This window comes from Roseateles sp., assembly GCF_046300915.1.
Lineage (GTDB): Bacteria > Pseudomonadota > Gammaproteobacteria > Burkholderiales > Burkholderiaceae_C > Kinneretia.
Genome location: NZ_JBKCLH010000037.1, coordinates 1 through 13,138, shown reverse-complemented (window position 1 = coordinate 13,138; position 13,138 = coordinate 1). Strand labels below are relative to the sequence as shown.

At 64.7% G+C, this 13,138-nt stretch carries 8 protein-coding genes and 1 pseudogene; 2 read left to right on the top strand and 7 right to left on the bottom strand.

All coding sequences use genetic code 11. The annotated features are described in order from the left end of the window. Nucleotides 1-231 precede the first annotated feature (231 nt). Nucleotides 232-786: an elongation factor P gene (efp, locus tag ACK5F2_RS02190; protein ID WP_409862440.1), complete on the top strand. Its 555-nt coding sequence runs from the start codon at nucleotides 232-234 to the stop codon at nucleotides 784-786. Nucleotides 787-856: 70 nt separating this feature from the next. On the opposite strand, the gene ilvB is transcribed toward efp, so the two are convergent. After that, nucleotides 857-2,584, bottom strand: a complete 1,728-nt coding sequence (ilvB, locus tag ACK5F2_RS02185) for a biosynthetic-type acetolactate synthase large subunit (RefSeq protein ID WP_409862442.1) — start codon at nucleotides 2,582-2,584, stop codon at nucleotides 857-859. A 150-nt stretch (nucleotides 2,585-2,734) separates the two neighbouring features. Between ilvB and ACK5F2_RS02180 the strand changes: the two genes are divergently transcribed. Then, nucleotides 2,735-3,196, top strand: coding sequence for an Lrp/AsnC family transcriptional regulator (locus ACK5F2_RS02180; RefSeq protein WP_133602868.1), 462 nt, complete (start codon nucleotides 2,735-2,737; stop codon nucleotides 3,194-3,196). Between the two features lie 17 nt (nucleotides 3,197-3,213). On the opposite strand, the gene ACK5F2_RS02175 is transcribed toward ACK5F2_RS02180, so the two are convergent. The 6 genes and pseudogenes from ACK5F2_RS02175 to ACK5F2_RS02150 all read right to left on the bottom strand — a co-directional run. After that, nucleotides 3,214-4,446: a glycosyltransferase gene (locus ACK5F2_RS02175; RefSeq protein ID WP_409862438.1), complete on the bottom strand. Its 1,233-nt coding sequence runs from the start codon at nucleotides 4,444-4,446 to the stop codon at nucleotides 3,214-3,216. Nucleotides 4,447-4,541: 95 nt separating this feature from the next. After that, a complete protein-coding gene (prsT, locus tag ACK5F2_RS02170) occupies nucleotides 4,542-7,319 on the bottom strand; it encodes an XrtA/PEP-CTERM system TPR-repeat protein PrsT (protein WP_409862437.1) in 2,778 nt (925 codons plus the stop codon). A gap of 2 nt (nucleotides 7,320-7,321) precedes the next feature. Then, nucleotides 7,322-8,707 carry a PEP-CTERM-box response regulator transcription factor gene (gene prsR / locus ACK5F2_RS02165; RefSeq protein ID WP_409862435.1) on the bottom strand — a complete coding sequence of 462 codons (1,386 nt, stop codon included), beginning with the start codon at nucleotides 8,705-8,707 and terminating at the stop codon, nucleotides 7,322-7,324. Further along, nucleotides 8,704-10,818 carry an XrtA/PEP-CTERM system histidine kinase PrsK gene (gene prsK / locus ACK5F2_RS02160; protein WP_409862433.1) on the bottom strand — a complete coding sequence of 705 codons (2,115 nt, stop codon included), beginning with the start codon at nucleotides 10,816-10,818 and terminating at the stop codon, nucleotides 8,704-8,706. Before prsK ends, prsR begins: the two co-directional genes overlap by 4 nt. A 103-nt stretch (nucleotides 10,819-10,921) precedes the next feature. After that, entirely contained in the window at nucleotides 10,922-12,304 is a 1,383-nt protein-coding gene (locus ACK5F2_RS02155; RefSeq protein WP_409862432.1) for a TIGR03013 family XrtA/PEP-CTERM system glycosyltransferase, read from the bottom strand. A gap of 608 nt (nucleotides 12,305-12,912) precedes the next feature. Continuing rightward, nucleotides 12,913-13,138, bottom strand: a pseudogene (locus ACK5F2_RS02150) (branched-chain amino acid ABC transporter substrate-binding protein); the annotation flags it as partial.

Here is a 13,138-nt window from a genome sequence, read left to right as displayed (position 1 = left end):
TTGCCGAGGGTCAGTCGGATGGCCTGGAGGAAGACGGACTGCCCCACGCGAGGCGATGGCGTGAGCAATTGCAGCGATTGCCCAACTTGGCGGACACGCTTTACGCCTGGGCACGGGAGAACCCGTAGAACGATCTTTCTGACCCGCTAGAATCGAAGGCTTTGCGCCAGCGACGCCCCAAACTGCGTGGGGACAGACCGCCGCCAGCGCGCCCACCCGAAGGCATCCCCCATGAAAATCGCCCAGGAAATCCGCGCCGGCAACGTCATCATGCATGGCAAAGACCCGATGGTCGTGCTGAAGACCGAATACAGCCGCGGTGGCCGCAATGCCGCCACCGTGCGCATGAAGCTCAAGAGCCTGCTGAACAACCAGGGCACCGAGACCGTGTTCAAGGCCGACGACAAGATGGACCAGATCGTGCTGGACAAGAAGGAGTGCACCTACTCCTACTTTGCCGACCCGATGTATGTGTTCATGGACACCGAGTACAACCAGTACGAAGTCGAGTCCGAGAACATGGGTGACGCCCTGTCCTACCTGGAAGACAGCATGCCCGTGGAAGTGACCTTCTACGACGGCAAGGCCATCTCGGTCGAACTGCCCACCAGCGTGGTGCGCGAGATCGAGACCGAGCCGGCCGTCAAGGGCGACACCTCGGGCAAGGTCATGAAGCCCGCCCGCATCGTCGGCACCGGCTTCGAGATCCCCGTGCCCCTGTTCGTGGAAAACGGCGACAAGATCGAAATCGACACCCGTACCCACGAGTACCGCAAGCGCGTCTGAGCGACACCCGCTGCAAGCACGAAGGCGCCCTCGGGCGCCTTTTGTTTTGCCGAGTCGCCCGACTGCCTCTTCAGGCGGGCCGGTAGTCGTAGGGCCGCTCTTCCCCCAGCCAGATCTCGTTCTGCGCCGCGCCTGCCGGCATCATGGGGAAGCAGTTCTCCTCGGCCTGCACCACCACATCCAGGAAGAAGGGGCCGTCGCTGTCCAGGCATTCGGCCAGGGCTGCGTCCAGCTCCTCGCGCCGCTCCACGCGCCGCGCCGACCAGCCAAAGGCGCGCGCCAGGGCCACGAAGTCCGGCAGGGCCTCGGTATAGCTGTGGCTCAGGCGGTTGCCATGGATGAGCTGCTGCCACTGGCGCACCATGCCCATGCGCCCGTTATTGCACAGCACCAGCTTGACCGGGCAACGGTGTTGCACGGCGGTGGAAAGCTCCTGGATGTTCATCAGCACCGAGGCGTCGCCGCTCACGCACACCACCAGGTCCTGCGGATGCGCGATCTGGGCGCCGATGGCAGCCGGCAGGCCATAGCCCATGGTGCCCGCCCCGCCCGAGCTCAGCCAGCGCCCCGGCCGGCGCTGGCGCAGATGCTGGGCGGCCCACATCTGGTGCTGGCCCACATCGGTGGCCACGATGGCGTCGCGGCCGGCCAGGCGCGCGTCGAGGCTGCGCATCAGCGCCTGGGGCAGGATGAGGTCGGCACGGTCCTCGAAGTCCAGGCAGCGCTGGGCGCGCCAGCCCGCAATGCGCGCCCACCAGGCCGAGCGATCGGGCACCGCGCCCAGGCCGCGACGCAGCGCCCGCAAGCTGGCGCCGCAGTCGCCCAGCAGGGCCACCTCGGCCCGGCGCACCTTGCCGATGGAGCGCGGGTCGATGTCCAGGTGGATGACTTTGGCGCTGGGGCAGAAACCGTCCAGCCGCCCCGTGACCCGGTCATCAAAGCGCGCGCCCACGCAGACCACCAGATCGGCCTCATGCATGGCCAGATTGGCTTCCAGCGTGCCGTGCATGCCCAGCATGCCCAGGAACTGCTCATCCTCGGCCGGATAGGCGCCCAGGCCCATCAGCGTCAGCGTGCAGGGCGCACGGCAGGCGCGCACCAGGGCTGTGAACTCCGCACAGGCGGCGGGGCCGGCATTGATCAGGCCGCCGCCGCCATAGAACACCGGTCGGCGCGCCTGGGCGAGCAGGGTCAGGGCAGCCGCCACGCGCTCGGCCGGCGGCTCGGCCGGCGCCACGAGCGCCGGGCGCGGCGCCAGCCAGGGCTCGGCCAGGGGTGCCAGCTGAAGATCCTTGGGAAAGTCCAGCAGCACCGGTCCGGGCCGCCCCTCGCGGCAGCGTCGCAGGGCCTCAAGCAGCAGGGGCAGCAGCTCGGTGCTGTGGCGCACCTGGGCATTCCATTTGGTGACCGGTCGGGAGATGCCCAGGGCATCGCACTCCTGAAAGGCATCGGTGCCAATCGCCGTGGTCGCCACCTGACCGCTGATGCACAGCACGGGAATCGAGTCGCACAAGGCGTCCAGCAGGCCCGTGGTGGTATTGCTCATGCCCGGGCCCGAGGTCACGAAAACCACGCCCACGCGGCCCGTGGTGCGCGCATAGCCCTGGGCGGCATGCACCGCCGCCTGCTCGTGGCGCACCAGCACATGGCGCAGGCGCGGCTCGCCATGCAGGGCGTCGTAGAGCGGCAGCACCGCACCGCCGGGGTAGCCGAAGACGGTGTCCACGCCCAGGGCCAGCAGACCGGCAATCAGGGCCTCGGCCCCGTTACGCGGCACGCGGGCCGGCTCGGTCTGCATCAGGGCGGCGGCGGCCGCAGGGCGCTGTAGGGCTTCGACGGAGGCATTCATGCCCTCACTGTGCCCGGGATGGCGCAGCAAAGGCTGCTGAAATTTCCGACTCATGGCGCAGAATCAGGAAAATTTACTGAGGCACAGCCTAGCGGCAGCATGAAACTGGACAAATTCGATATCGCCATCCTGGAAGCCCTGCAGCAGGACGCGCGCATCAGCCTGCAGGCCCTGAGCGAGCGCGTGGGTCTGACCAGCTCGCCCTGCTGGACGCGCATCAAGCGCATGGAGGAGGCGGGCGTGATCGAGGGCTACTCGGTGCGGGTCAATGCCGCGCAGATCGGCCTGGCGGACACGGTGATCGTGCAGGTGACCCTGAACGACCATTCAGACGCGGCCCTGTTCGAGTTCGGCCAGGCCCTGGAGCAGATCCCCGAAGTGCTGGAGGCCTTTCTGGTCTCGGGCGACTACGACTACTACGTGCGCATCGCCGTGGCCGACACGCGCGACTACGAGCGCCTGCTGCGCGAGCGGCTCTACAAGATTCCCGGCATCCGGCACAGCAAGAGCAGCTTTGTGCTGCGCCAGCTCAAGCAGAGCCAGCTGCCGCTGCGCCGCTGAAAGGGCCCGACACGGCCTCAGCTCACGCTGGACGGGTGCCCGGTGCCCAGGGTGGACAGGAGCAGCTCACGAAAACGCCGTGTGGCGGGATAGGCACGGAATTCCTGTTGCAGCCGGACGGCGTTCTGACGGCAGGCGTCGCCAGACACCTGCACCAGCGCCTGCGCCAGGCGCGCCGGGCTGCATTCTCCGGCCCGCAGCAGCACACCGGCACCCTGATCACGCACGCCACGCATGGCCAGTACTTGGTCCAGATTGCTGCAGATCCCCAACACGGGCCGGCCCTGCTCCAAAGCCTGGTAGCTGCTCGGGCTACCGCCATTGCAGATCACCACATCCGCGGCTGCCGCCGCCGCACTGCCCGGCAGATAGCTGCTCACAAACACATCCGGTTCGGCCGCGGCGAAATCCATCCGCCCAGCCGTCGCCACGATGCAGACCCAGCCCAGCGCGCGGCAGGCTGCCACCAAAGCGGGCAAAAGCACCGTGCTGCCCGTGGAGCCCAGATTGATATAGACCCGAGTCCGGTGCTGTTGCGCCGTCACCTTGTCCCACCATAGAGGCAGGGGCAGGCTGGGCGACCAGGTCAGCGGCCCCAGGAAGTGATGAGAGGGCGGCAGAGGATGGCAGGGGACCAGACTGGGCGTGTCGGCATACATCACGACATCGCCGCCGCAGTAGTAGTCCCCCAGCGATGCAAGAGGCGGAAGGCCCTGCTCCACACGCAGGCGATTGGGTACGCTGAGGTGATGGCGGCTTGCCAGCGGCCAGCTGAGCCTGAAGAGCGGATCGAAGAGCTTGTGCCCCAACAGGCGTGCGGGCGGCAGATCCGGGGCCAGATCGGGCGCCTGGCGCGCATAGGGGCTCCAGTAGGCATTGCTCAGGCTCATGAGCGGTACGCCCTGGCGAGCGGCTGCGATGGGCAAGGTGAGCCGGAAGTCCGAGACCACGACATCGGGGCGAAGCTCGCGCAGCATGCGCTCGTCGGCCTCGACATAAGCGCGGAGCTCGTCGAGGGTGTAAACCGGCCGCCCGACGGCCAGCCTTTGCATAAAGGTCTCCGGCGACAGGCTTTGCAAGGCGTAGGACTGCAGGGGCAGGCCTTGCGAGGCGATGGCGTACTGACCATTGCTGGCAAAGACCGGCTCGCAGTCACCCAGCAGGCTGCCGGCAAGCAAGGCCGGTCGTGCCACATGGGCCAAGGACACGGCCTCGGCGACGAAGAGGATCTTCTTGGCACTCAAGCTCATGAGCCTGCCTCCGGTATTGTCACAGCCCGCTCTCGCCAGCCTCAGACCCGCAGCGGCGCTGCGCGCCCCGGCGCTTCAAGCCCTCACTCACCCCCTCAGAGCGAGGCGCGCAGCTTGCTCACCTCGGCATGGTTGGGGAACTTCAGCCCCAGCCCCGCCAGACGATTCAACTCCGCCCGCGCCTCATCCTTGCGCCCCGCTGCCACATAGTACTTGGCCAGATGCAGGCGGTGCTGATGCAAGTCGGGAGCCAGCGCAACGGCCGCCTTCTGGATGTCGATGGCCTTGGCCAACTGCCCCTGGGTGACCAGGACCTCGGCCAAGGTGTCCATGAACGCCGGCCGTCCGGGCGCCAGCTTGTTGGCCTTCTCGGCCAGTTCCAGGGCATCGCGCTGACCCGCCCGGTTGCGCAGCCAGGCCAGATTGTTCAGCGCCAGTGCGCTGTCCGGCTGCAGCCGCGCCACCTCCTGGTAGGCGGTCTCAGCGGCAGCATAGTTCTGCACAGCAAGGGCACGGTCGGCCAGGTAGAGCAGGAAGCTGGCGTCCTTGGGCTGCTGCGACTTCCACTGCGCCGCGAACTGCTCCGCCTCAGCCGCACGTCCGGCGCCGGCCAGCAAGGCATGGAGCTTGACGGCAACCTCGGTCCCCGCCCCCTTGGCGAGTGCGGCCCGGTAAGCCGTGGCCGAGACCGGCACATTCTTCTGCGCCTGCTCCAGGTCCCCTTCCATGACATAAGCCGTGGGGTCCGCGGGCTTGCTCTTCTGCAGGCTCTTGGCGATCTGGCGAGCCTCCGCAAAACGACCTGACATGAGCTCAAGCCCGAACTGGGCACGCAGTGCAGGCATGTAGTCGGCGCGGATCGCCAGCGCCTTCTTGACACTCTGTGCGGCACCGGCCTTATCGTCGCTGCGCATCTGGACCTCGGCCAGGCGCAGATAGGGCACGGGCGAATCGGGCTGCAAGGCCACCAGGCGCTTGTAAGTGCTCATGGCCTGGTTCAAGTCACCGCTACCCAGGAGCACCTGACCCAGCGCATCGAGCACGTCGGTGCTCGTCGGCAGGGCAATGCTGGCCTCACGGGCATAGTTCTGTGCGACCTTGGGGTCACCACGCTGCATCTCAAGGCGTATCAGGGCCAGACGCAGAGACGGCTCCGTCGGATGATCCTTGATGCCGCGCTTGAGATGCTCCACAAGCTCATCCTTGCTCGCGCCCGTGCTGGACTTCAGGGCCACGAGACCCAGCCGAGCCTGGAGGCTCTTGGGATCCTTTTCCAGCAGCTTGGCAAATCGGGCCTCGGCCTCCTGCGGCTTGTTGTCCTGCAAGTCCATGGCAGCCAGCCCGGCAACGGCCGGGTAAAACTGAGCATCTATGGCTTGAGCAGCCGCGAAGTTGCGCCGGGCGGCTTCGCGGTCGCCACGCATCAGCTCAATGCGGGCACGCAGATTCGGCGTCGCAGCCTTGCCAGGCTGCTTGCGCTCCACAGTCTCGACGACCTTCAGCGCGGAGGCGTAATCCTTGACCTTGAGATAGTTGCTGATCAGGGCCAGATCCGCGCTGACCCCCGTATCGCTGGCCGAAATTGCCCGCAAGTCCTCCAACCCCTGCTCGCCCGAGCCGCGAGCCATCTGGGTCAGGGCCAAGGCGGTGCGGCTTCGACCATCGAGCGGGTCGCGCTTGGCCGCCTGCGCAAAGAAGGACTCCGCCTTGGACAGTTCGCCAAGATGAAGCAGGGACTCCGCCATCAGGGCATAGGCCTGTGCCGGCGCTTCCTCGGCATCCAGCAGCGGCTGAAGCACGGTCTGGACCTTGCTGAACTCCCCGCTGCGAAGATGGACCTGGGCCAGCATCAACCGGGGCCCACGCTGGCCAGGCGCATGCTTGAGCGACTGCTGCAGATGCGTGGCGGCCAGTTCCAGCCGGCCTCGCCTGAACTCCACAACCCCTGCGAGATACAGGGCGCGCGCATCCTCGGGCATGGCACGCAAGGCTTGCTCCGCATGCTCGTGGGCTCGCTCAAGCTCACCCTGCTCCAAGGCCAGCAGGCCCGTATAGAAGGCCGTCAACGGGTGGCGTGGTGCCGCTTCCCACAGGCGTTCCAACTCGGCCTTTGCAGCCGGCAGGTCCTTGCGCTCTACCAGGGTCGTAATCAGGATGCCGCGCACACCCAGATCGCCGGGCTTGAGCTTCAGGGCCTGCTGATAGGCGGCCCAAGCGGCATCGCGAGTCTGCGGATCCAGCATCTGCAGATCGGCCTTGAGTCGCCAGGCGTCGGCGAGCTTGGGCGACGCCGCAAGGGCCTGCTCGACCAGCTTCAAGGCGGCGGCCGGATCCCGAGCCTGCACCGCAAGGCGCGCCTGCAAGAGCAGGGCCTCGGCCATGCCGGGGCGAAGCTCCAACGCCGTCTTGGCCGCGGAGGCCGCCGGCTCCAGCTTGCCTGTGGCGGCATAGGCCGTGCCCAAGCTGACCTGCAAGGATGCCTGGGCCGAGGGATCGCTCAGGCGCGTGCTGGCCAGGCGGGAAATCAGCTTTTCATACTCGCGCTGCCCGAGCAGTGCCTCGGCCAGCAGCGGCAGCACTTGCTCATCCTTGGCACCCAGCTCCTTGGCCTTCTCCAACTCCAGGGCACCCGCCACATGTTCGCCGGACTGGACCATGAGCTTGCCCAGCAGCAGGCGAGCCTCGGCCAGCGAAGGCTGCTTCTGCAGGGCATTCTTGAGCTCGATCACTGCCGATTTGCTGTCCTGCTTCTCGATATGCGACTTGGCGTCGGCCAGCATCTCGTCAGCGGACTTGCCGCCGCAGCCTGCCAGCAAAACGGCTGCACCCAGCCCCCAGGCCAGCGGCTGGCGCCATAGCTTCTTGCGGTTCACGTTCAATGTGCTCCCTGACTGCTGGTCTTGATCTGCAGTCGGTTGATCAGGTCATAAAGGGTGGGACGGCTCACGCCCAGCATCTCGGCGGCTCTGACGATATTGCCATCCACGCGCGCCAGGGCCAGCAGCACGGCGTGTCGCTCTGCACGCTCACGCACCGTACGCAAGTCCAGGATGGCCTCATCGCCCTCCTGTGCAGCCGCCGCCGCATGCAGACCCAAGTCCTCAGCGGCCAGGCGATCGCCATCGGCCATGATGGCGGCGCGTTTGATCAGGTTCTGCAGTTCACGCACATTGCCGGGCCAGGCGTGAGCTTCGATCAATCGGATGGCCTCTTCACTCAGGCTGAGTTGCGGGCGACGCTGCTCGGTGGCGTAGCGTTTGAGAAAGGCATGCGCCAGCAACACCGGGTCACCCTGACGCTCGCGCAGCGGCGGAATCTCCACCACGATCTCTGCCAAGCGGTAATAGAGATCCTCACGGAAACGACCTTGCGCGATCAGCTGCTTGAGGTCCTGGTGCGTCGCGCCGACCACACGCACATCGATGGGTATTTCCTGCCGCCCCCCCACACGCTCTATGGTGCGCTCCTGTAGAAAGCGCAGCAGCTTGGCCTGCAGGGGTTGAGGCAGATCACCGATCTCGTCCAGCATCAAGGTGCCACCATGGGCTGTCTCGATCTTGCCGACGGTGGTCTTGCTGGCCCCGGTGAAAGCGCCCTTCTCGTAGCCGAAGAGCTCGCTCTCCAAGAGGCTCTCAGGAATCGCCGCGCAGTTGATGGCCACGAAGCGGCCCTTGCGCCGGGAAGCATCATGGAGCCCCTGAGCCAGCACCTCCTTGCCGGTACCACTCTCGCCCAGCAGCAGCACCGTCGCATTGCTCGGTGCCACTTTCTCGATCGTGCGGCAGATCTTGAGCATGCGCTCATCCCGCGTCACCAGCCCCCCCAGCACATCCGGGTGACTCATGGCCTGCAGGCGTCGATTCTCCTGCTGCAACTCATAGAGCCTGAAGGCGCGTTCGACCGTCAGAGCGAGTACGTCAGGATCCACCGGCTTGGCCAGGAAGTCGTAGGCCCCCATGCGTATCGCCCGCAGGGCATTGGACTGATCGTTCTGGCCCGTCAGCACGATGACCTTCACGCCGGGGTCCAGTTCGAGCAGCTTTTCCAGCAGTTTGAAACCCTCGGTCACGGAGTCCTGGTCGGGCGGCAAACCCAGATCCATGGTGACGACAGCCGGTGCGTGCCTGCGGAACTGCAACACGGCCGAGGTGGCATCGTCGGCCAGCACGGACTCAAAGCCGTCCAGTGACCACTTGATCTGCTTTTGCAGCGCGAGATCGTCCTCGACGATCAACAAAGGTTGGGTTCGCGGTGTTGTCATTTGGCGCTGAGCATACCCAGATCCGACTGCTTTGACGCGCGCAAAAGAGGCAGCGATATCGTGACGCGTGTGCCGCGCCCGACTTGGCTGTCCACGGCAATCTTGCCGCCCAGTTCCTGCAGGTACTGGAAACTCTCATACGCGCCAATCCCCATGCCGCTGGTCTTGGTCGTCTGGAAGGGACGGAACAGGCGAGTCCGTATGAAGTCCTCGGACATGCCGCAGCCCGTGTCGCTCACCTCGATGCGCGCGTTGCTGCCCTCGACGTCCAGAACCAGCCGAACCTCACCATCCTCCGGCGTTGCGTCAAAAGCGTTCTGCACGACGTGGCCGATCACCCGCTCCACCCGCTGCTCATGTCCGCGGGTGCTGGCACCGGCGCGCACTTCCAGGCGCAACTCACGTCCCTTGCGGAGGGCGCCTGCGGCCAAGCGCTCGACGATGGGCTGGAGCTCAACGCCCGAGCCGCCCCCATGCGGCGCCTCTCCCTCGCGCAGCTGCAGCATCAGCTGACGCATTTTTTCCAGCGAGTTCTCCACGGTTGCCAGCATGTCTTCCTGGAATTCGGGGTTGTCGCGCAGACGTTTCGCGTTCTTCATCATCAGCGAGAGCTGGGTCACGATGTTCTTGAGGTCGTGGACCACAAAGGCAGACATGCGATTGAAGGCCTCGAATTTACGTGCATCGAGCAATGCCTCGGTGGCCTGCATCTGGGCCAGATAACTGGAGGCCTGGCTGCTGGCGGTACGGAGCAAGTCCCTCACCTCCCAGTCCAAATCCATGCGCGTGCGCGGATGCCCCAGCTGCACAAAGCCCGTGAGCTCCGTCCCCACCAGCAAGGGCACCAGCAGCCAACATGTGCTGTCTGCCAATGCCCAGTTCGGCAAGCTCAGCCCCTCGTAGCGCTGGGGCGCTTGGCGGTACTCATCCAGATCAACAATCCAGGCACGCTCGCGAAGAAAGCGCAGCAGCGAGGAATCAGCGGTCTCAACCTCGGTCTGGACAGGCCGATTCCAGACGGCCACCTGCCGATATTCACCATCGCCGCCCTGACGCAGCCACATCCCCCCACTGGGACTCTCGACCAGATTGGCGATACCACGGATGACCGACACCCCAAGCGCCTGAGGAGAGCTCTGCGACGAGAGCATGGCCGTGAAACGCAGCCACTCCTCGCGGTAGTCATAGCGGTAGCTGAAGAAGTGCTTGTTGATGTAGACGCGCAGCTTGGCCCGCATGGCGCCCGACATGGCCACCGTGGCAAAGCCCACCAGCGCGACGAAGATCACGGCAATCTGCATGGCCCGGCCCCAGCCACCGCCGGTGTAGCGGACGTAGTAGCCCACCGCCGAGATCAGCATCAAATAAGCGCCCGCGATGAGCAAAGTCGCGGAATGAAATGCCGCCACACGCGATACATGCAGCTTGGACAGCCAGTCCCCGTGCCTGAGCATCGCCATGAACAAAAGAGGTACGGCCAAGGTGTGCACCAAGGGTCGAACCTTGAAGACATCGCCATCGATCTGCTGGAACAAGGCTGCCTGCGAGTAGGCATACAGATCGAAAACGAAGACGGCACACAGGGCCAAACCCACCGGCTTGACGCCCCAGCGGGAATCCCCCTGGCTGCTCCGCAGCAACTGCTCCAGCAGGACGAGGCCCATCAGTGCCTGACCCAGCCCCAGATAGGCAAGGGGACGATCCCAGCTGGAATAAGGCTCAGCACCATACTCACGCAGCAAGACCGAGATCAGGGTCGCCACACACAGCACGGCCGCACTGCCCGACAACCAGCGCAAGGCCTGCGACCAAGCCGCCCCACCCGAAGCTCGCATCAGCGAGATCAGAAAGACGAACCAGAAGCCATAACGCAAGCCGTCCAGCAGGGCCGGCAGGAGCGCTGGAGCCAACTCCGCACCATCGCGCGCAACCCATGCTCCCAGCGCCGCCCAAGCCGCACTGAAACCCAGGGCCAGCCCAAAAATCCAGTCAAGCCCGGTCGCTGCCTGGCGCCGCTTGGGCAATCGGGTCAGATGAAACAGAAGCGCCGCGCCATAAGCCAGCCCCGCAAGGCTGAAGAACAGTGCAGAGAGATCCAGCGCCCCCTCCATCAGAGCCGATGCTCCATGAGAGTTTCAGGCATGCGCTTCCCAAAACGCTCGAAAAGCAGGCCTAGGCAGGCCATGGACGGGCCCGGCTGAGAAGCGCCCCGGCTCAGCGGGCACCCTTACCGGTCAGCACCACTGCCACGGTTTCAAGCAGGATCAACAGATCCAGGAACAGCGTGTGGTTCTTGACGTAGTAGAGGTCGTACTGCAGTTTCTCGATCGAATCCTCGACCGTCGAGCCGTACTCGTAGCGCACCTGGGCCCATCCGGTCACGCCCGGCTTCACGCTGTGGCGCACAGCGTAATAGGGAATTTTGGTGACCAGCTCATCAACAAAGAACTGTCGCTCAGGACGCGGGCCAACCAGACTCATCTCGCCCTTGAGCACGTTGAAGAGTTGCGGCAGTTCGTCGATGCGAACACGACGGATGAAACGCCCCACGCGGGTCACGCGGTCATCATTCTTGCTGGCCCAACGCGGCTTGCCATCCTTCTCGGCATCGGTGCCCATGCTGCGGAACTTGATGACCTTGAATTGGCGGCCATTCAATCCAACGCGCTCCTGGCGATAAAACACGGGGCCGCGCGACTCCAGCTTCACGGCCACCGCGGTCAGCAGCATGATAGGCAAGGTGAGCAACAGGATCAGCGACGAGAACAGAACGTCCGAGACACGCTTGACCGCGGTGCGAACTACGCCCTGGTTGAAACCGTCGCCAAAAACCAGCCAGCCCGCATTGACATGGCTGATCTTGATCTGAGCCAATGTCTTCTCGAAGTGGGTGGCAATGTCCACGACCTTGATGCCATACAGCTTGCAGTCCAGGAGCTGGCGCAAGGGCATGCTGCCGCCACGACGCTCCGACAGCGCCACGACGATCTCGTCCACACCCAGCTTGAGCGCAGTTTCAGTCAGGCTGCCCTGGGGTTCAATCAACTCCGCGCGAGCAACCTCTGGCTGAGTTTCATTGGGCCCGGCAAAGTAGCCCAGGATGTGCACATGCGGATCGGCCGCCTTCAGGGTCGAGCCAACGGTTTTCGCGGCCTCGCCGGAGCCGAAGATCAGCACCTTGGTCTTGGCCTGGGCCTGGATGCTGGAATGCGCCGCATAGACGCGGTGTGCCAGCACGGCAGCCACGGCACCCATGGCTGCGAAGGTCAGCAATTCGCGATAGCCGCTATCCGCCGGCAGGAGGCTGAAGATGCCATAGGCCAGCGGCAGGGCAATCAACAAGGCCAAGAGTCCGCGCGCGCAGGACTCGGTCAGAGAACGGTTGTGCACATGCTGATAAAAGCCCGTGGCCGAATTGATCACAAACATGCAACCAGCCAGCGACAGACCGTGCGACGCAGCAAAGGGAATGATCTGCCCCGCCTGTTCGCCCTGACTGATCACGACGCCCAACAAGGCCAGGATGATCAGACCGACGTCAAAGAAGATCTGCTGCAGTGTGCGCCTGTGCAAATAGTGATTGAATATCCGAACCATGCTCTTCCCCAGTCGCATTACCCGTTGCATTTCCGCATCCGGGCAGGATTCCCCTCCGCCCCACACCGATCGACTACTGGTTCCAGCCTGACAGCTTCTCTCGTGCTGACATATGGAATCGTCCCCACATCGGCAGACCCGCTGAAGGCCACGCAGTGATGGAAACCCGCTGTGCGGCTGCATCATGCCCTCGTGCCCTGGTCTTGAAAGCCCCCCGTTTAAAGGGTGCAAATGCCTCCGTGAGCACCAGTCCGTGACGCCCTGCACAGCCTTGTCCACCCCCTAATTCAAAGGGCATGCCGGACAATTCAGCCGCGTTCACCATCGGTTGTGGAATGGGCTCAAGCCCCGCAGTAGAGCCGAAATGGTGAGCATTGGAAGATGAGGATGAGCCAACGCTCGTGCGTTTTGCACAGCGGGCTGCGATTTGCGTTCGCGCGAGCAAAAGCGCTGCAGTCATCCCTGTGGTGCCGTTGAGACGCAGGGCACCGGCACTTCGCTCCCTGCTCTAGAAAACCCAGAAAAGACGCCCATGAAAAACGCCCACCGAAGTGGGCGTTGAGCAAGAACTGCCCGACCTGTGGTCGGGCAAGGTTCAGCGCGAACCGTTAGCGGACGACAGCAATCTGCTGACGAGCACCACCCTTGTAGGTGAACAGGGTCAGGGCGCCGTTCTTGATGTCGCCCTTGTTGTCGAAGGCGATGGTGCCCGTCACACCCTTGTAGCCCTCGGTCTTGGCCAGCACCGGCAGGTACTTGGCCGGCTCAGCGGAGCCGGCCTTGACCATGGCGGCCACCATCACGTTCACGGCGTCGTACACATAGGGGGCGTAG